The 19,478-nt window shown below is 61.1% G+C and carries 18 protein-coding genes; 12 read left to right on the top strand and 6 right to left on the bottom strand.

Translation table 11 applies throughout. The features are described from left to right. The first annotated feature begins 93 nt into the window (after positions 1 to 93). The gene (locus OCL88_RS14160) at positions 94 to 915 is read left to right on the top strand and encodes a DNA/RNA non-specific endonuclease (RefSeq protein ID WP_264962922.1); all 822 of its coding nucleotides are present in this window, start codon (positions 94 to 96) and stop codon (positions 913 to 915) included. Positions 916 to 1,638: 723 nt separating this feature from the next. Beyond that, the gene (locus tag OCL88_RS14165; RefSeq protein WP_264962923.1) at positions 1,639 to 2,493 is read left to right on the top strand and encodes a hypothetical protein; all 855 of its coding nucleotides are present in this window, start codon (positions 1,639 to 1,641) and stop codon (positions 2,491 to 2,493) included. A gap of 166 nt (positions 2,494 to 2,659) precedes the next feature. Here OCL88_RS14165 and OCL88_RS14170 read toward each other — a convergent pair whose 3' ends face one another. Beyond that, a complete protein-coding gene (locus OCL88_RS14170) occupies positions 2,660 to 2,806 on the bottom strand; it encodes a hypothetical protein (RefSeq protein WP_264962924.1) in 147 nt (48 codons plus the stop codon). A 61-nt stretch (positions 2,807 to 2,867) separates the two neighbouring features. On the opposite strand from OCL88_RS14170, the gene OCL88_RS14175 reads away from it, so the two are divergent. The 5 genes from OCL88_RS14175 (at position 2,868) to OCL88_RS14195 (ending at position 9,885) form a co-directional block, all read left to right on the top strand. Next, positions 2,868 to 3,632 carry a peptidoglycan-binding protein gene (locus OCL88_RS14175; RefSeq protein ID WP_264962925.1) on the top strand — a complete coding sequence of 255 codons (765 nt, stop codon included), beginning with the start codon at positions 2,868 to 2,870 and terminating at the stop codon, positions 3,630 to 3,632. Positions 3,633 to 3,700: 68 nt separating this feature from the next. Next, entirely contained in the window at positions 3,701 to 5,632 is a 1,932-nt protein-coding gene (locus tag OCL88_RS14180; RefSeq protein ID WP_264962926.1) for an ABC transporter ATP-binding protein/permease, read from the top strand. Between the two features lie 213 nt (positions 5,633 to 5,845). Further along, complete coding sequence (locus OCL88_RS14185; RefSeq protein ID WP_264962927.1) at positions 5,846 to 6,934, top strand: lipid II:glycine glycyltransferase FemX; 1,089 nt, start codon at positions 5,846 to 5,848, stop codon at positions 6,932 to 6,934. 124 nt (positions 6,935 to 7,058) lie between these two features. Further along, positions 7,059 to 8,378 (top strand): aminoacyltransferase, encoded by a 1,320-nt coding sequence (locus OCL88_RS14190; protein WP_264962928.1) that lies wholly within the window; start codon positions 7,059 to 7,061, stop codon positions 8,376 to 8,378. A 19-nt stretch (positions 8,379 to 8,397) separates the two neighbouring features. Next, positions 8,398 to 9,885 (top strand): threonine/serine ThrE exporter family protein, encoded by a 1,488-nt coding sequence (locus tag OCL88_RS14195; protein WP_166185782.1) that lies wholly within the window; start codon positions 8,398 to 8,400, stop codon positions 9,883 to 9,885. Between the two features lie 23 nt (positions 9,886 to 9,908). On the opposite strand, the gene OCL88_RS14200 is transcribed toward OCL88_RS14195, so the two are convergent. Continuing rightward, the gene (locus tag OCL88_RS14200) at positions 9,909 to 10,751 is read right to left on the bottom strand and encodes a siderophore-interacting protein (RefSeq protein WP_264962929.1); all 843 of its coding nucleotides are present in this window, start codon (positions 10,749 to 10,751) and stop codon (positions 9,909 to 9,911) included. Positions 10,752 to 11,175: 424 nt separating this feature from the next. After that, on the bottom strand, positions 11,176 to 11,943 hold the full coding sequence (locus OCL88_RS14205; RefSeq protein WP_264962930.1) for a uracil-DNA glycosylase: 768 nt from the start codon (positions 11,941 to 11,943) through the stop codon (positions 11,176 to 11,178). A gap of 108 nt (positions 11,944 to 12,051) precedes the next feature. On the opposite strand from OCL88_RS14205, the gene OCL88_RS14210 reads away from it, so the two are divergent. The 5 genes from OCL88_RS14210 (at position 12,052) to OCL88_RS14230 (ending at position 16,646) form a co-directional block, all read left to right on the top strand. After that, positions 12,052 to 12,387 (top strand): DUF3263 domain-containing protein, encoded by a 336-nt coding sequence (locus OCL88_RS14210; RefSeq protein ID WP_166185785.1) that lies wholly within the window; start codon positions 12,052 to 12,054, stop codon positions 12,385 to 12,387. A 49-nt stretch (positions 12,388 to 12,436) separates the two neighbouring features. Continuing rightward, on the top strand, positions 12,437 to 13,057 hold the full coding sequence (locus OCL88_RS14215; RefSeq protein ID WP_264962931.1) for a LytR C-terminal domain-containing protein: 621 nt from the start codon (positions 12,437 to 12,439) through the stop codon (positions 13,055 to 13,057). 178 nt (positions 13,058 to 13,235) lie between these two features. Beyond that, positions 13,236 to 13,439 carry a cold-shock protein gene (locus tag OCL88_RS14220; RefSeq protein WP_031216907.1) on the top strand — a complete coding sequence of 68 codons (204 nt, stop codon included), beginning with the start codon at positions 13,236 to 13,238 and terminating at the stop codon, positions 13,437 to 13,439. A gap of 298 nt (positions 13,440 to 13,737) precedes the next feature. Further along, positions 13,738 to 15,363, top strand: coding sequence for a chaperonin GroEL (gene groL, locus OCL88_RS14225; protein WP_021473673.1), 1,626 nt, complete (start codon positions 13,738 to 13,740; stop codon positions 15,361 to 15,363). A gap of 230 nt (positions 15,364 to 15,593) precedes the next feature. Beyond that, the gene (locus OCL88_RS14230) at positions 15,594 to 16,646 is read left to right on the top strand and encodes a ribonuclease HI family protein (RefSeq protein ID WP_264962932.1); all 1,053 of its coding nucleotides are present in this window, start codon (positions 15,594 to 15,596) and stop codon (positions 16,644 to 16,646) included. A gap of 204 nt (positions 16,647 to 16,850) precedes the next feature. On the opposite strand, the gene OCL88_RS14235 is transcribed toward OCL88_RS14230, so the two are convergent. From OCL88_RS14235 to OCL88_RS14245, 3 genes are all read right to left on the bottom strand, one after another. Continuing rightward, complete coding sequence (locus OCL88_RS14235) at positions 16,851 to 17,141, bottom strand: WXG100 family type VII secretion target (RefSeq protein WP_021473671.1); 291 nt, start codon at positions 17,139 to 17,141, stop codon at positions 16,851 to 16,853. Positions 17,142 to 17,246: 105 nt separating this feature from the next. Continuing rightward, a complete protein-coding gene (locus OCL88_RS14240; RefSeq protein ID WP_264962933.1) occupies positions 17,247 to 18,692 on the bottom strand; it encodes a sensor histidine kinase in 1,446 nt (481 codons plus the stop codon). Positions 18,693 to 18,694: 2 nt separating this feature from the next. Continuing rightward, positions 18,695 to 19,405, bottom strand: coding sequence for a response regulator transcription factor (locus OCL88_RS14245; protein ID WP_021473669.1), 711 nt, complete (start codon positions 19,403 to 19,405; stop codon positions 18,695 to 18,697). Positions 19,406 to 19,478 lie beyond the last annotated feature (73 nt).

Consider the following 19,478-nt stretch of genomic DNA (forward strand, 5'->3'; position numbering starts at 1 on the left):
CAAATACAAAGAAACCGCGATGGGCGGCCTCGCCGTCAACGTCGTCGAATGCTGAGTCTGTTCCCTGTCAGTCCCTAGTGCCATGCTGTATGCATGAGCGGGGGATATGACCGGGATTTCTTGCGGGCACGCCTTGAGTTGCCCAGTCCGTCGGCGACGACGATTCTGCTGGACTACACCCACTTCTCGGTGCGTTTCCGGGCTGCCCGGAAGCTCGCAGCGATCGTCGGGGTGAATATCAGCGGCGGTGAACTGAATCCTTTGGCCCGCGAGGGAACCTGGCACTTCGACGACCGGATTCCCCGCGAGCAACAGGCCGGCCCGGACGTTTACAAGAACAACGCGTTCGACCGTGGGCACTTGGTCCGGCGGCTCGACCCCGTATGGGGCGATGCTGCCACAGCCAAGAAAGCCAACCAGGACACTTTCGCCTTCACGAACGCCGCACCCCAAGTGGACGACTTCAATCAAGGCAAGGAGTTGTGGGTTGGCTTGGAGGATCACGTTCTCACGCATGCGGACGCCTTCGACGCGAAGCTGAGCGTCTTCACCGGGCCGGTTTTCGCTGATGACGACTCTGAGTACCGGGGCGTCAGGATTCCCAAGAAATTCTGGAAGATCGCGGCCTGGACCAATGACGGAACCCTCGGTGCTGCCGGCTTCGTGCTGGATCAGTCTCCATTGCTGGGGAAGGTGGAACTGAAGAAGGCGATCACTGAGCGACTCTTGGAAGGTGAACCGCCACCGCTGGGCCCTTTCCGCACCTTCCAGGTTCCCATCGGGGAGATTGCGGACCTGACCGGGCTGAGCCTGAGCCGGCTTACCAACGCCGACCGCTTGACCAGCGGTATGCGTGAACTGGGGAAGGCGCCGAAGGCCATCCAGTTGGAGAGCATGGAGCAGGTCCGGCTCTAATAGCAGCATGGCAGCTATCAGCTTGTAAATGATTGAAGATACAGATCCCCTAGGTATGTGTAGTGACCGGCCCAATCGTGACGCGGTGGCGGAAATATTACTTTCTGACCGTCTATATTTCCCCGATATATTCTTTAATTTGCCGTCCTGTTGATTTGCCGCATGCTCGGTTGGTATTTTCATGCCCACTGGGGGACAACTGCTGACGTCGCAGTGTTAGACGTTTCGATGCCTGTGACCACCAGACTCCACTCCAACTGAGAGAACGGTGAAATTAAAAAATTCTTAAGCATTAGTGCGGCTAGCGTTGTCGCAATACCGACCATGATTGGTGCCAATGCTGGTGCGGCCAACGCTGGAGCAGAGTAAACATGTGGAAATGGACAGGTCTGCTTGTTCCTAAGCTCCATGTGGAACGGGACCAAGTATTCGAACAACTACGCAACAACCTGGGTTGGTAGCGGTGCAAATAATCCAACATCAAACATTGTTGGGTACACAACCAATCCGTCCTACCGATACGTGACATTCTTCGAACACCTAAACTTCGGTGGGAATTCCTTCCACATGAAGGAGGGACAGGCAATCAGCTATCTCGCGGATATCGCTTATCCAGGCGGGGGGAATTGGGATAATCGAATTTCCAGTCACGATGAATCGTACTGATCAAGCGAATCTCCTGAACTAAGAATTCGAAAGGTGACCATGACTCGGCGTCGGCTTATGGCAGTAGTGCTGCTGTTCGTGCTTGCAGGGTGCGGCGTGAACCAAACCGGACCACAGGCCGACGCCGGGCCCTTGCCCTCCATTGACCGGTCACCCTATTCGGGCGTGCACGCACAACTGGACCACGCTAATGCCGAGATCCGGATGCCAATGGATTCATACGAAGCAGACCCCGAAGAGTCCATGATCATCACAGCAGCGAATATGTACATTATCGAGGGCTATATGAAGAATGCCGGGATGGTAATGCCTGAGAAGCATGGCAATCTTGACGTGAAAGCGGATCAATCGTATGGCGTCTGGGTTCCGGAGTTTGCGGCCCGGTATGGATATGAGAGACCAACCATCCGGACAATCCCTGGAATCTATGATTCCGGAACGCGGGATTCTCCGCAAGTCGCCGTGAAGAAGTATTTTGAATGTGATAAATCGACGGCCGGTGACCAAATTTCAGCATTTCGAAGCAGGGTAGCGGGCCAGGACTCACTGCTAACCAAAATTATCAATGATTCCAATGCTCTGGCCGAACGTGATCCCATGTGGAAGAGCTTTCGTGAGGCATGGATTAAGTGCCTTGGGGATTCAGGCATCACCATGCGTCAGGACTCACCCGACGCCTGGGTTCCGTCTTACCCGGCCGACAGGCAGGGTGAGATACGGACTGCGCTCCAGGACACGGAATGCAAGAGCAAAGCAAACATGATGCAGGGCTTGATGGACATTCGTGCCCAATACCAAGCTGCCCTCGTAGAGGTCAATCAAGCCGCGCTGAACACACTGGCAGACGAAAAGGCGGCTGCATTGACTACAGCGCAGGATATTCTTCGCCAACACGGATATGGCGGTCTGTAGTGGGCCGGAGCGGCCCTATAGTTGTAAAGCTTCCGCGGGTCCCACGAATCAGACGTGTTCTAGTCTTCCTATGCGTTGTTCTAGCGTGCACAGCCGGTTCGTTCGTTCTCGGAAGCCAAATGAGAACACCTGTAACTTCAGCCATCGATTCCGTAGACGCAAAAATTCAGGTGAACGCTGCTGTGGAAAGGAAGTCACTGGCCGCTTCGGTCATCGTTTCGGCAACGATGACCGCCGGTCCCTCCGTGTCGGTGCGTGCATCTATCCCCAAGGGAGCCGACCGGGCGGTCGTGACGGCCGTGTATGTAGACACAGGCGCGACGGTCGCCCCGGGGATGCTTATCGCGGCGGTTTCAGGACGTCCTGTCATTGTCATGCCCTCCGACGTGCCGCTCTATCGGGACCTTCATGAGGGCGACCGGGGGCCGGACGTACTGGGGCTGCAGAAGTGGCTTCAGGGCATGGGGTACTGGCCAGATGCCACGGGAACTTTTGATCAGCGTACGGAGAACGCCTTCAAGAACTTCTACCACGACCGCCAATTGACGGCCCCCACGTCTGAAGACAAGAAGGTTGTTTTTCGCTGGCGGGAGTTCGTGCAGATCCCGGGGAATACGGGAACGATCATGACCTTGGTACGACCCGGCGATGTATTAGCGGAAGATTTGAGCTTGGGGATCGTCCAGACGGCCCCTGACATGGTGGTTGGGCGTGCCACCATAGACCAGGCCGATGCGCTCGTTGTGGGCAAGCAGGTCGATCTCGAAGATGAAGGGTACTTGGCAAAGGGAACAATCCAAAGCCTTGGTTCTTTTAGCGAAGGAGACCCCGAGAAGGGTGTCGTTCCGGGCATGGACGTCGTGTCCACTGTTCCCGTGGAGGGAACGCCACCAAAGCCAGGGCAGTCGGTTTCAATCAAGGTCCACGAAGCGGCCATTGAATCTTTGGCCGTCCCTTTGACCGCTGTCAAGCAGGATGACCGGGGCCCCTACGTGATCTTGTCAGGAGCGCAGGGGCAGGGACAAAGCAGCCCAACGCCCGAACGGGTGGACATTACAGTAACCGAGCAGCGCGACGGATGGGTTGCTATCGAGGAGACTTCGCTACTACAACCCGGAACATTGGTGATCGTCTCGTGACGGGCCCCCTTCCTACAAGTGACGCGAGACCACTCTTGACGATGAAGGGGGTCGGTCGAACTTACTATGTGGGAGACTCCGCGACCCAAGCTTTGCTCGGCGTAGATCTGCAGATATGCGAAGGCGACTTTCTTGCAATTATCGGGCCGTCCGGATCAGGAAAGTCCACGCTGTTGAATGTCCTTGCCCTCTTGGACCGGCCGACGGATGGCACTTATCACGTCAACGGTCACGATGTGGCCGGGTTGGGTGAGCGGCAACGAGATGCGTTGAGGTCGGAGATGTTCGGCTTCGTCTTTCAAGCATCGCATGTGATGACTGAAGAGTCGTCGGCCAGGAACGTTGCCCTTGGACTTCGTATTCAACACCGTGCTCGCAGAGAACGAAAATTGCGTATCCGCCCTGCCCTCGAGCGGGTGGGACTTCTTCACCGTCAGGATGCGCTCGGTAGAAATTTGTCCGGAGGTGAACGTCAGCGTTTGGCACTGGCGCGCGCCCTCGCGACTAACCCAAAAGTTCTGTTTGCCGACGAACCGACAGGCAACTTGGACGTCGCCAACACGGAACGAGTCATCGAGGAACTCAGGACCCTCAATGCAAAGGGGATGACTATCGTCGTCATCACGCACGATCCCGCTGTTGCGGCCGCAGCTCGATCGCAAGTGAAAATCGTGGACGGCGCTTTGGAAGGATCAGTCGTTCATGCCCATGAAGCACCGGCGTCAAGCTCGACGGACACCGGAGCTGCTAAGGCGTGCGCAGTTGAAACGACGGCTTCGCCGGCTTCTGGACGGAAACCGGCACGTTGGCAGGGGGTGATCGACGACGTATATGACGCGTTGACAGCGCTGACGTCACGGACAGGACGGACAATGCTTCTCATCCTCGCCTTCATGCTGGGATCAGGCGGGCTTGTTTTGTCTGTGGGACTAAGCCAAACTGCATCCTCCCAAGTTTCGGAGCGTCTGGCCCAGGCAGCGCTTGATGAACTGCAAGTGTCAATGAGCGCGTCAGGAGCACAAGCCTATGACGCCAGTGGGATCGGGTTTACGGAGCAGAGGAAAAGGATAGAGGGACTGGATGGGGTTGTAGACGTTGGTTTGCGCTACGACCTGGCTTCGAAAGATCTAAAGCCGTCCCGTTTTCAGCCCGGCCTGGCACTGCAAGAGCCAACGTTCGCAGATTCCCTGCTAGCTGTGGACTCGCATTATCTTGCGCTGAATGATGCCGTTGTTGAGCCCAGTTCTGCGCTGTCGCTCCTGGATGGGGCATTTGGGAAACCCGTAGCGCTTCTAGGACGCGAAGCCGCCACGCGCTGGGGTGTTTCAGCTGCAGGGCCAGATGAAAAGATTTGGGTCGACGGGCAGCCCGTGCCAGTAGTTGGCGTCATTGAAAGCCCCGGACGGAACCAATTGCTCTCCGACAGCATCGTCCTGGGCATAGGGGACTTCGACCACCCTGTCTTGTCCAAACCAGTGTTCATTGTGCGTACTGTCCCCGGGTTCCCCGCTCCGCTGCGCGATGCGGTGCCGCTTGCTTTGAACGCGGCTCATCCCGAGTACTTCACGGTGAGTACTGTGGCAGATCTCCGGTCATTGAGAAGAGGTATAACCACTGATTTGAGTGTGTTCATCGGCCTTCTTTCCCGGGTCCTGCTCGCGTTAGCCTGTCTTAGTTCTGCGACTTCCATGTACCTGACGGTCCAGACGCGAAGGCCGGAAATTGCGCTTCGCCGGGCGATCGGGGCCGGCCGCGCGAGTATTGGCCGGATGTTTGTACTTGAGGGCCTGCTGGTTGGAACCGGCGGCGGATTGGCCGGAGGCGCGGCAGGGATGATGACACTTCTGGCGTTTTGCCTGCATCAAGGGTGGACCCCGGTCCTGGCGTTGGAAGCGGTCACGGTGGGGGTCATAGCCGGAGCAGTAACCGGGGTTCTTGCATCTGTATATCCTGCAATATCGGCTTCGCGGGCGGACCCCGCACAGGCTATTCGGGGCTGATCGCGGAACGGTCCGTCTTTCCCTAAGAGTTGGGTCGACCGTGACCACTTATGCGGAATCCGGTCTCCAACGGTCATCACGTCTGGGTGCCGGTGCATCGTTTGGTTCCGGTCTGGAATCGCCAATCAAGCTGTCCCCGATAGACTTGATCCTGCATGTCCGCATGCGCACCACGCTTTGAACCCTGCTTGAACACTGCACCGAACCCTGAGATTGGACACGGCCACCTTGCGAGAATTTACCGCCCGCTTTGCCACCGCCGAGGAAACCGATAACTGGGACAAGCACGTCACGGCGAACCCGAACGGCGGCAACATGCTGCAGTCGGACGCTTATGCCGCGGTTAAGGACGGTAACGGCTGGCTGGTCCGGCGGCTCGTCATCGAGACTGCTGAGTACTCCAGCTACAACCTGCTGCTGGAGAAGAATTTCCCTGTCTTGGGGCGCCTTTGGTACCTGATCAAGGGCCCCGACGCAGAGTCCGTCGAAGACATCAAACCGATGCTGGACGCCGTCGCAACCCTGGCCAGGGAACGGAAGCTGAACGTCTTCACCGTCAAGATAGAGCCCGACGTCGTGGAGTCACCTGAGGTGGCTGCGCAACTGAAGGCGGCTGGGCTGGTTAAGGCTCCCAACATCCAGTCCAACGACTCCACCGCGATTCTGGATATCAGGAAGCCCTCCAACGAGGTCCTCCGCAGCATCTCTTCCCGTGCCCGCAATGCTGTAAGAAGGGCAGAGCGCGAGGGGTGCGAAGTCATCCAGGAAGAAGCCGGCGAAGAGAGCTACAAGAAGCTCTACGCTCTCATGCAGAACACCGTGAACGCCAAGGGCGCCATGCCGTTGCGCAGCTACGACTACTACGCCAAATTCTGGAACGAGTTCAGCAGCCGCGGGCAAGGCCACTTCTTCTTCGTCTACGAGGACGGACAGCCGAGTGTGGGTGCCTTCGTGATCAACTACGGGTCCAAAGCTACGTACAAGGACGGCGGCTCCACCCAGAACCGCAAGCAGTACGGGGATTCGCACCTGACACAATGGGCGGCCATCCAGCGCATGCAGGAACTCGGATGCGTCGAATACGACTTCTGCGGCACTCCGTCCTCAGCCCTTATCAAGGACAAAACCCACCCGCTGTACGGCATGGGCTTGTTCAAGACGAGCTTTACTAAGACCGTCACGGACTTTGTTGGTTGTTATGACCTCGTCCTGAGTCCTCTCCGGTACAAGCTGTGGCTCAAGGGCGGAGAGAAGGTCCTCCGCCGTATAGAGACCATGCGCACGGGTGGTCAGTTCTACTGACCGGCGCCTGACGCGCCGAAAACTCGAAGCGTCAGCCAACAGACCAGGCCCGCCCCGGCCACCAACGGTGCATATCCAACTAGATGAGGTAATTTCTTTGACTCCGATTGAAGCTGGAAACTCCATGGAATTCGTTCTTCTCAGCGACGCTGAATTTGAGACCTTCGCCAAGGGACACCCCCAAGGGAGTTTCATTCAGTCCATGGACCTCACTCGCTTCCAGCGTGCCCGCGGGCAGGAAATCGAACTGTTCGGCGTCACCCAGGGCGGGAGCCTCATCGCCGCCGGAAAGCTCGTCTACACGTCCAACCGCATCGGTTACAAAGTGGCGGATTGCGCCAAGGGACCACTGATGGACTACAGCGACGCCGCTGCGGTGAGGTTCGTCGTCGAGCAGTTGAAGAAGCATGCCGCCTCGAAGAAGGCGGCGGAACTGCGTATCTCGCCCAACGTCAAGTACATCGCCCGGGACGAAGACGGCGCGGAGCACCCCGAGATCGAAGACAACCGGCCGCTGCTGAAGGAGCTCGAGGGCTTCGGGTTCAAACACCAGGGCTTCGACATGAACTTCGCCAACATCAACTGGATGTTCATCAAGACCCTGGACGGCATCTCGGATGCCGAAGAGCTCATCATGGGAATGAACTACCGGACCCGCAAGGCCATCCGGAAGGCCGAAAAAAACGGTGTGTACCTGGAGCAGGCCACGCTGGAAACATTGGACGACTTCTACAACGCGCTGAAGACCGCCGGCGACGAGAAGGGCTTCACCTACCGCGAACGCGAGTACTACGAGCAACTGCTGCGCAACACCTCCGATGAGTTCACCAAGCTCATGATGGCCAAGATCAACATCCCGGAATACCGCGCCTCCATCACTGAGCGACTCGAGACGGAATCCAAGAACCTCGCGGACCTGAAACGCGAAGTGGAGGAGACCGGCAGCAAGAAAAAGGCCAACCGGGTCAAGGTTGTACAGGACCTGGTGGACAGCTACGAGCGCAGCCTGAAGGACATCGAGCGCTTCCCGGATTCCGTGGGAGTTGCCACCGTGGCGGCCATCCATTTCGCTTGCTCCGGGGACGAGCTCACGTGCGTCATTGGTGGAACCGTCCAGGATTACATCTACTTCAACGGTGCCACCTCCTTGTACTGGGGCATGATGCTCCACGCCCTGAACAACGGCTACTCGCGGTACAACTTCTATGGCACATTCGGCATCCAGGGGCAGGATGAATCGGGCCATGGTGGGTACGAGTTCAAGAAGGGTTTTGGCGGAGAGGTGGTCCAGCTCATCGGCGACTTCGTTGCTCCCGTCAGTCCGGTCAAGTACACCGCCTACCGGGTGGCCAGGAAGCTTGCAGGAGCCGCCCAGACCGTTTTGGGAAACTTGCGGGAACCGGCAAAACTGCCGGTGATCGGGAAGTTCCTCAGGAAGAACTAATCCAAAGGAGGAATGCTGCATGACTGAACGCCCCGAGGGCAATGGCGGCAGGCCTCATACGGACGGCTTGCCGAAAACCCAGCCGCTGCGGCCCTCGCAGGTCCGGCAGAATGCGTACGCCAAGCGGATGCTGATGCGCTTGGTGCAAGGTGACAGCCCGCCAACGGCGCCCATGAACATCGTGGACCGCCTGGCCGGCAGCCCTTACGCCAACCCCACCATCCAGGTGGTGGGCGTCGACGCCTCGGCGCGCAAGACCATCGACTTCGCACTGCACCTGGCCGAGGCAATGTTCCGTTACGGGGCCGGTGCGCTTGAGGTCGAAACGAGCATGATCGCCGTGACCGCGGCGTTGGGCCTGAAGAACGTCGAGGTGGACATCACCAACCAGTCGGTGGCCATCAACTACGCGCCGAAGGACCAAACGCCCATCACCCTGTTGCGTGTGGTGAGGTCGTGGACCAATAACTATGCGGGTCTGGCCCAGGTGCACCAGTTGGTTTCGGCTATTGTCGCCGGGGGAGTGGGACGGGACGAGGCCGTTCGGCGGCTCAACGAGATCACGCGCAGCGCCAAGCCCTTCCCCCGCTGGATGGTCACTGTGGCGTTCGGTGTGTTTGCCGCCGTGTTCGTCGGGGTGCTTGGCGGTGGTCCCGGAGCTTCGGCCCTGGCTTTTGCCTCCAACATGTTGATCAGCCTCCTGGCGCGCCAGCTGATTCGCTGGCGGACTCCGGACTTCTTCGTCACCATGGCCAGTTCTTTTGTGGTCACCTTTGTTGCTTTGATGCTGCGTTGGGCGGGTGCGGACATAGCTCCGTCCATCGTGGTGGCCGGCGGCATCCTCCTGCTGCTCCCCACGGGCAGGCTTGTTTCGTCGGTACAGGATGCGATTAACGGCTTTCCGGTCACGGCCGCAGGCCGCTTCCTGTCTACCCTGCTGACTTTCGGCGCGATCGTGGCGGGCATCGGCGTCGCTGTGGTGGTTGGAACCCTGATGGGCAGCCAGGTCCTGGACGTCACCAATACTTTCCCGCCGGCCTACCCGTTGTGGGGACAGGCGATCCTCATTGCGATCGCCGTGGTGGCTATTGGTGTCACCGAACAGACACAGATGCGGCTGTTACTTCCGACGGCGGCAGTCGGGCTGGCGGGCTTCTTTGTCTTGTGGGGCGTTGGCGAACTCGGTCTTGGTGACCGTTTGTCGCCCGCCATCTCGGCGATGGTCATCGGCTTGTTGGGCCGCGTCGTGGCCCTGAAGCTTGGTGCTCCGCAGCTCGTGGTCGCCGTTCCGGCAGCGTTGATCCTTCTGCCGGGCCTCACGATCTTCCGGTCAATGTATGCCTTGACGGTCGAAGGCGGCGACATCCTGGCGGGTGCCGGTGGCATGCTCAATGCGGCGGCGATTGTCCTTGGCGTCGCTGCCGGCATTGTGCTTGGCGACAACTTGGCCCGACCCTTGACGAAGGGCCTGTCCAGCAACGAACGGCGCAGGGTGCGGCGCCGGTAAGTCGCGCTGGTCCTGCCTGTCGGCTAAATCTTGCCGACAGGCAGTTTCTTCTCGGCCTGGAACACTTCCTCCACGCGACCCTGGGCCCAATAGCCGGACAGGGAGACCTGGGAGCGTTCCAGGCCGCGCTGCACGAAGAAGATCTCGCGGAGGCCCTTCATATAGCCCCGCTCACCGTGGGCGAAGACGTCCACCCGTCCGGGAAGCCATTCCATGGTCCGGAGGGATTCGAGCAGCAGTTCGCTGGATCCGGCAGGTACCCCGTTCCGCTGCAGCCAGTTCAGTTCGACGCCGGCGGGGGCGGTGATTTGAAGGACGTCGTCGGCGCTGTCTACTTCGAGGAACGCCACGCCCCGCGCCTCCGGTGCCAGCGCCTCAATGGACGCGGCGATCGCCGGAATCGCGGCGTCATCCCCGGCAAAGAGGTACCAGTCGGCGTCGGGTGCCGGATTGTAGGCACCCCCGGGCCCTGTGAAGGTCAGCGCGTCACCGGGTTCAGCCGCCGCTGCCCAAGGGCCGGCGAGGCCTTCATCGCCGTGGACCACGAAGTCGATGGCAAGTTCCTGCGCTTCAAGATTGACCCAGCGGATGGTGTAGGTCCGGGTATGGGGCCACTGCTCGCGGGGCATGGATTCCCGGATGGCCCACAGGTCCAGCGGCAGCTCGTAGTCGACGCCCGGCTGCGGGAAAACGATCTTGACGTACCTGTCCACGTACTCGTTCTGCGCGTAGTCCTTGAATCCCGGGCCACCCGCGATGATCCGGATCATGTGCGGCGACAACCGCTCCTTGCGCAGCACCGTCAGGTTGACCTGGGGGCGCGTTTTGCGGTCGGCGGACGAAGTGACGGGAAGGGCGGCATTCATAAGGCAAGCCTAAGCTGATTCACTGTACATTTGCTGGGGATGCGCGGAACGTTACATACCGCCGGCGTCGCTCTTTCACGTCCTGACGCGTTTTCCGCGTTGCTCTTTCACGTCCCGACGCGTTTTGTGCGTCGCTCTTTCACGTCCCGACGCGTTTTTCGTGTTGCTCTTTCACGTCCCCCGCCGGATAGTTCGACGACGGCGCTCGGCCGGGTGCCGCCGTCGGGCCTTGCCGTGTGTACTTTTCCTGCCGCTGCAGGCTTCCGCCCGCCCCCGAGCCCATTACCGACCGGGTAGTAAGTGCCAGATGGATCACCGGAACGGGGTGGGATGTGCCAGAGGGATCACCGGAAGGGGGTGGGATGTGCCAGAGGAATTACCAGAACGGGGTGGGATGTGAGAGAGGATCGCTGGGGAGGCGGGGCTACAGGACGGGGAGTTCCCAGTCGACGGGTTCGGCGCCCTGTTCACGCAGCAGCTCGTTCGTCCGGCTGAAGGGCTTGGACCCAAAAAATCCGCGGGACGCCGACAACGGACTTGGATGTGCGGACACAATCGACGGTGCCCCGTTCAGCAGTGGCCCCACGGACTCCGCGTCCTTCCCCCAAAGAACGGCCACGAGCGGCTTAGGCTGCCCGTCGGCGTCGGCGCGGTTCACCACGGCGTTGACGGCCGCCGTCGTGACGGTTTCCCATCCCTTGCCGCGGTGCGAGCCTGCGTTCCCGGCATTCACGCTGAGGACGCGGTTCAACAGCAGCACTCCTTGCCGCGCCCAGGCACTGAGGTCGCCGTGGACGCGTGGCGGCAGTCCAAGGTCGTCGTGAAGTTCGCGGTAGATATTGGCCAGGCTCCGGGGGATGGGCCGCGTCTCCCGGGAGACGGAGAAGGAAAGCCCGACGGCGTGTCCCGGCGTGGGGTACGGGTCCTGTCCCAGTATCAGGACCTTCACGTCGGCCAGCGGCTGACGAAAAGCCCTCAGCAGATTGCCGGCGGCGGGAAGGACCTGCGCTCCCTGCCCGGCCTGCGCAGCGACGAAGCCCAGTGCCGCGCGAAGCTGCGGCTCAACCGGGCTCAGGGCCTGCGCCCAGTCCGGCGCCATCAAGTCCTCCAGCGGCGTGTCCAACAGTTCATCAAAGCCCTGACCCGAGGGGCTTGCAGGTTCCAAGTCAAAGAGCGCTTCCTCACCAGTCACCCGGCAATTGTCTCCCGTGACGCGCGGCACTTCCGAATGACAGTGGTGTTATTCGCCCGTAACATGGGGAGGAGGAAATCCCCTTACCCGCGTCTTGAGGAGTGTGCCGTGGCCGAACCCGCGCCGGAATCGATGGCGGAGCAGGGCACCGGTTTCGCCCTTGCAGACCTGGCCGCAGGTGTTCGGGCAGATTCTCCGTTGAGTGAGCGCGAGCAGCAGATACTGGCCCTGGAGCGGCAGTGGTGGAAGTACGCCGGGGCCAAGGAACAGGCCATCCGCGAACTGTTTGATCTCTCCGCAACGCACTATTACCAGATCCTGAATGCGCTGATCGATACCGAGGAAGCCTTGGCCCACGATCCCATGCTGGTCAAGAGACTGCGTAGACTACGTACGTCGCGCCAACGTGCGCGCACAGCGCGTCGCTTGGGGTCCGACGCATAATTCGCACGGCTGAACTGTCAGCAGCAACCAGCAAGGACAACGCTTCACCATGACCAAATATGCCAAGGATGAATTCGACCGGGTTCCGCAAAACACGTCCCGTCAGGGTGTGCACAGGGACGCCACGGAAACGCCGCGGCCTACTCTGTGGCCGGTCCTCACTGTGGGCGCCGTGGCCTTGGTTCTTGGCCTGGTGGCATTCCTGATCCTTCCGCGGCTGGGCATCGTGGCGCCCTCGGCATCTTCCAGCACCTCGACGCCGGCCGCACAGCAGAGCGAGGCGGCACCTTCGGCAACACCCACGACGTCGGAGAGCGCGCCTATCGCTTCGGGCGAACCCACTCCGGACACGACTGCCTCGGAGTCGCCGTCTGCAACGCCTTCTTCGGCTCCTGTCGACAAGACGACTGCAGTGGCTGTCTACAACGGCACTGCCACCGCCGGGCTGGCCAGCCGCGTCGCCGGGTTGGTTCAGGGAGACGGATGGGCGCTGGGCGCGGTAGGAAACTGGGGAGGACTTCCGCAGCAGACGTCCGTGGTCTTCTACAACGCTCCGAAGCAGAAGGCGAACGCCGATGCCGTAGCTTCCCTGCTGGGCATCACCACCGTTGTGGAGTCCCCGGACGTGCAGCAGCCCTTGGTCGTCGTAGTGGGACCCGGCTACCAGTAAAGAGCCGAAAATACAGGGATCCGGAGTCCATCCGGCAGAACTCGGTTAAGCCTCAATAACAAAAGCAGCCCCTCACTGGCCGGGAGCAGCGAACCGGCCGTGACAGTGGTTACAGTGGATGAATTCCGGCGCGGAGATCCCGGCTGCCGGCAACAGCTTCTGTGAAAGTGTGGGCATTATGGCTTTGGGGACCGTCAAGTGGTTCAACGCCGAAAAAGGGTACGGCTTCATCACTGTGGATGATTCCGGCGACGACGTTTTTGTCCATTGGTCGGCGATCCAGATGGACGGTTACCGCGCCTTGGAAGAGGGGCAACGCGTGGAGTTCGAACTCGGCGAAGGCCTCAAGGGGCCGCAGGCTGAAAGCGTGCGTGTAGCCTAGCGGCTCAGCTTTCGGCTGAATGGGCCTCGCTGTGGGTAGCAGCGAGGCCTTCCTGCTTGCACTCTCCACGGTCGAGTGCTAATTATTGATTTAGCACTCCTACGCATCGACTGCTAATTCCGGCCCCGTCCGCGGAGCAGGGATTACCGCCGCTGCCAAGGAGGAACAAGAAACACCCTGATGGGGTGAGGTCCGGAGCGCGGGGCATACAGAGGCCGCGAGCGAAGGGCCGTCCGTCGCGGGCATCCCATCTGACAGGTACCTTCTTAACGACTGTCCCGAAAGGACTACCGCCGTTATGGCCAAGATCATTGCATTTGATGAAGAGGCACGCCGCGGCCTCGAGCGGGGCCTGAACACCCTCGCTGACGCCGTCAAGGTCACCCTCGGCCCGCGTGGACGCAACGTCGTCCTCGAAAAGAAGTGGGGCGCTCCCACGATCACCAACGATGGTGTTTCCATCGCCAAGGAGATCGAGCTGGACGATCCTTACGAGAAGATCGGTGCTGAGCTGGTCAAGGAAGTTGCCAAGAAGACGGATGACGTCGCTGGCGACGGTACCACCACCGCTACTGTCCTCGCACAGGCCCTGGTCAAGGAAGGCCTGCGCAACGTTGCTGCCGGCGCCGACCCGCTGTCCCTGAAGCGCGGCATCGAGAAGGCAGTGGACGCTGTTATCAGCGAACTGCTTGCTTCCGCCAAGGAAATCGAAACCAAGGAAGAGATCGCAGCTACGGCTTCCATCTCCGCCGGTGACCAGGAAATCGGTGCACTGATCGCCGAAGCCCTGGACAAGGTGGGCAAGGAAGGCGTCATCACGGTCGAGGAATCCAACACCTTCGGCCTGGAGCTGGAACTCACCGAGGGCATGCGCTTCGACAAGGGTTACATCTCCGCTTACTTCGTCACCGACGCTGAGCGCCAGGAAACGGTCCTCGAAGACCCGTACATCCTGATCGTCAACTCCAAGATCTCCAACGTGAAGGAACTCGTCACGGTTCTGGAGAAGGTCATGCAGTCCAACAAGCCGCTGCTGATCATCGCCGAAGACATCGAGGGCGAGGCCCTGGCCACCCTGATCGTCAACAAGATCCGTGGCACCTTCAAGTCCGTTGCCGTCAAGGCTCCGGGCTTCGGTGACCGCCGCAAGGCCCAGCTGGCCGACATCGCCATCCTCACCGGTGGCCAGGTCATCTCCGAAGAGGTAGGCCTCAAGCTGGAGAACGCTGGACTGGAGCTCCTCGGCACCGCCCGCAAGGTTGTTGTCACCAAGGACGAGACCACCATCGTTGAAGGTGCTGGCGACGCCGAGCAGATCGCCGGCCGTGTTGCCCAGATCCGCGCCGAGATCGAGAACTCCGATTCCGACTACGACCGCGAGAAGCTGCAGGAACGCCTGGCCAAGCTGGCCGGCGGCGTTGCAGTCATCAAGGCCGGTGCCGCTACCGAAGTTGAGCTCAAGGAACGCAAGCACCGTATTGAGGACGCCGTCCGCAACGCGAAGGCTGCCGTTGAAGAAGGCATCGTTGCCGGTGGTGGTGTTGCCCTCATCCAGGCAGGCGCCAAGGCATTCGCCAACCTCACGCTGCAGGGTGACGAGGCAACGGGTGCCAACATCGTCAAGGTTGCCATCGACGCACCGCTGAAGCAGATCGCTTTCAACGCAGGCATGGAGCCGGGCGTTGTGGTGGACAAGGTTCGCGGCCTGCCTTCGGGCCACGGCTTGAACGCTGCCTCCGGCGTCTACGAAGACCTGCTGGCTGCCGGCGTCAACGACCCCGTAAAGGTCACCCGTTCGGCCCTCCAGAACGCAGCTTCCATCGCTGGTCTCTTCCTGACCACCGAGGCTGTTGTTGCTGACAAGCCGGAGAAGAACGCTCCGGCTCCGGGCGGCGACGAGATGGGCGGCATGGGCGGCTTCTAAGCCTCCTGTCCTGCAGCATCACGCTTAGCAACGACGACGGCGGTCCTCACCTTCGGGTGGGGGCCGCCGTCGGCGTTTCCTGCCAGGGCTCCTTTGACGCGTGGATCGGCGAAAAGCCGCGAATACGTCCAGTTCGTGGGGAGAATTGCGGCGACTTGGCATGGTTCCCGCGGTCACGATGGAGGAGTGACGCGGCTTCAGTGTCTGTGAGGTCTGGCAGGATTGATTGCATGACGATTATTGCTGCCGCCGATGGTTCTGCCCTCGGTAATCCCGGGCCGGCCGGATGGGCCTGGTATGTTGACGACTCCTGTTGGCGCGCCGGTGGATGGCCCCACGGAACCAACAACATGGGCGAACTGATGGCGGTGCTGGACCTCTTCCGTTCCACCGCCCACATCCCGCACGAAGAGCTGCGGATTCTCTGCGACAGCCAATATGTCATCAACTGCATCACCAAGTGGATGCCGGGGTGGAAGCGCAAGGGCTGGCGCAAGGCCGACGGTAAACCCGTGTTGAATGTCGATCTCCTCAAGGACATCGATCGCGCGATCGCAGGGCGCAAGTACACCTTTGAATGGGTCAAGGGCCATGCAGGCCATGAGCTCAACGAGGCCGCGGACGAACGCGCCAGGGCCGTTGCAACCGCCTATCAGCAAGGCGTGGCAGCGCCCACCGGCCCCGGTTTCTCCGGAGCCTCCGGAGCAGCTGCGGAGCCAGTTCCTGTGCACGCGGCACCAGCCGCTGCATCGGCCGCAGCTCCCGCCGCAACTCCCGCTTCATCCCCGGCCGCCAAGGCGCCTGCCCCCTCCAGCCCCTTGCCTGCCTCGAAGCTGGACCGTGCTCCACGGCTGCATTCGGAGCCCACCTTGTTCGGTGAATCCGGCATTTTCGGCCAAGCGGACCTGTTCAGCGAGCTGGAAGATGCCGCTGCCCCGGAGCTGACACCGGAAGAACTGGTCGTGGCACTGGAACGGGAGCTCCTCCGCCCTGATGTGCGTGCTGACATCGGGCGGATAGGCGTCCTGCTTCATCCGGACTTCGCGGAGATCGGCCAGTCCGGCAGGTTCTGGACCCGCGACGCGATGATGGTGGCGCTGGAGGAAGATCCCGGCGAGCACGTGGAACTGGAACTGCTCAGCGCGGACCGTCTGAGTGAAAACACGATCCTGCTCAACTACAGGAGCCTCGCGCACTCGGGTTCGGCGCTCCGAAGCTCGGTCTGGCTGTTGGAACGCGGACAGTGGAGGCTCCGCTTCCATCAGGGGACGCCGGAGAGCTGAGCGGTACCGCTTCATGCTGCGAACCCCGAAGATATTCCGGCGGAACCTGCGGGGAGCAACCGGCGGGGAACAGGCGGCGAGAAGCAGACTGTGGAAAGTACCTGCGGGAAGTAGCCTGCGGGACCGGCCGAAAGGGGGACATCGGCCGGCCCCGCAGGGGTCATGTCCCGGATAAGGGCTCCGGGCACAGTGGAAGGAGCGCTCCTAGTAGGCGAAGCGCTGGGTATTGCCCTGTTCAACCTCGGCATAGCTGGTTGCCGCCGAAGCCAAGGCCACGTTGATGGATGCGAGGGATGCCTCCACCTTGCCCTGGGTCAATGCCCACTCAAGGACGAGCGCGTGGAAGTTGCTGGCAGCCGAACCGCGCCACGTGGCTTGCAGCTCTTCAAGGCCCATCTTCATGGCCTGAACGTCGGCGCTGATCCTGTCCACGGTGGTCTTGACGTTGGACGCCTTGAGTTGCAGCAATTCGGTGTCTACGGAGATGACACTCATGAATAAAGCCTTTCGACGAGGTTGTTCCGCGGTTTGCGGTGGGTGCGTGGGCCACAAGACAAGAGCCTATGAACTACCCCCAACGCGTGGAACAGCACGTCGCCGCTATGTGGATAACGCCTCGGCCGGTTCCTCGTGGAGTGGAAGGCTGACCACCAGTGTCGCGCCGCCGCCGTCGGTATCCTGCACCCGCACGGAACCGCCGTGGCTGCCAACAATTGCCGCCACAATGGCCAGCCCCAGGCCGCTGCCGCCGGTTTCCCGGGTCCGGGAAGTGTCGGCCCGATAGAAGCGTTCAAAGACCTTGCTGGCCTCGTCATCGGGAATCCCCGGCCCGTGGTCGCGGATCTCGATCACGGACATCCTGCCCTCGGGAACGTCCCGGACCCCTACCGCGAGTTCAATGGGGCTGCCTTCCGGGGTGTAGCGCAGGGCATTGCCGACGAGGTTGCCGATGACCTGGCGGAGTTTGGCTTCGTCCCCTTGAACGGGAGCAGCAGCGGGGGAGGCGCCGTCCAATCCCACCAGCTTGATGGTCCTGTTGCCGGAGGACGCCTTGGTGTCCACCACGGCGTCGTTGGCCAGCAACTGCAGGTCGACGGGCTTGAGGTTGAGCGGCCGTTGTTCGTCCAGCCTTGCCAGCATGAGAAGGTCCTCCACCATTGAACCCATGCGTTTGGCTTCGCTTTCGATCCTGCCCATGGCGGTTGCCACGTCTTCTGGCGAAGTGAGGGCCCCATGGCGATAGAGCTCCGAGAAGCCGCGGATGGTAACCAGCGGGGTGCGCAGCTCATGGGAAGCGTCGGCCGCGAACCGGCGCATCCGTGCTTCGGAAGCTGCCCGTGCCGCGAACGAGGCCTCGATATGGGCCAGCATGGCATTGAGGGAGCCGCCCAGCCGGCCGACTTCGGTATGGATGTTGTCGATCTCCACGCGGCGGGACAGGTCCCCGGCCGCAATTGCAGCGGCCGTCTTCTCCACCTTCGCCAGGGGCCGGAAGGAACGGGCCACAGTCCAGGTGGCAATGAAGAACGCCAGCACCAGGGTCAGCAGCCCCACACCGACCACCACCAGGACGGCATGTTCCATGACTTTGTCCACGGGTGCCAGCGGAAGGCCGATGATGACCACGCCGTTCTTGCCGTTGGCGGTCACGCCTACGGCCACCACCCGCCAGTTGTTGCCTGCGGTGCCGTTGACTTGGAACGGTGTGTTTCCGCGGGCCTTCGCCTCAGCCGGGGTGATGCTGGAAATGGCCGGACGGTCGTCGGGGCTGCCGCCAAATTGGTAGGGCGCAATTCCGGGTACATACAGCGTCAGCGAGTAGTCCGTCGGGACCGCGGGGTTGTATTCGGAGAGCTTGTCAAAGGACTGCTGGTCCAGGGCAAGGGCGACGGCGGCCTTGAGTTTGTCGTCCACCTGGCCTTGGAGATAACTCTTGACGAGCGTCAGCGTGCCTGCCCCGGTGGCCGCGAGGGCCAGTAGGAGGAGTCCCATGATGATGGCAACGAGTTGCGACCTCAGGGACGCTGTTTTCCAGCGTTGCAGCAAGGTCAGCGCTTCTCTGCCGTCCGCAGCACGTAGCCCACGCCGCGCTTGGTCTGGATGAGGGCCGGGGCGTCGGGGTCGATGTCTACCTTCCGGCGAAGGTAGGAGATGTACGACTCAACGATTGAGGCATCACCGTTGAAGTCGTACTCCCACACGTGGTCCAGGATCTGGGCCTTGGAGAGGACGCGGTTGGGGTTGAGCATCAGGTAGCGCAGCAGCTTGAATTCCGTGGGGGACAGCTCGATCACCGTGCCGCCGCGCCGGACTTCGTGGGCGTCGTCATCGAGTTCGAGGTCGTCGACGCGGATAACGGCGTCGTCGTCTTCAAGCGGCTGGGTGCGGCGGAGGACAGCCCGGATGCGTGCGACCACTTCGTCCAGGCTGAAGGGCTTGGTGACGTAGTCGTCGCCGCCGACGGTCAGTCCGGTGACCTTGTCCTCGGTGTCATCCTTGGCCGTGAGGAAAAGGACCGGGAAGTGCTTGCCCGCTGCGCGGAGGCGTCGGGTTACGGTGAAGCCGTCCATGTCCGGGAGCATGACGTCCAATACGGCGAGGTCAGGGGCATGGGTGTCCGCAGCAGCAAGCGCTTCGCGACCATTGGACGCTGCAACGACCTCGAAACCTGCGAAACGCAGTGACGTGGAGAGAAGCTCACGAATGTTGGGTTCGTCGTCAACAACAAGGAGCTTGGCTTCGGGGCCGTTCTTTTTCATGCATCCATGATGCTCCCGGATTCTGGGAGTTATCTGAATGCTTTATGGGAGCGGACTGCGTGCAAGGTGGTGC

Origin of the sequence: Paenarthrobacter sp. PAE-2, from assembly GCF_026013155.1 — a bacterium.
Taxonomy (GTDB): Bacteria; Actinomycetota; Actinomycetes; order Actinomycetales; family Micrococcaceae; genus Arthrobacter; species Arthrobacter ureafaciens.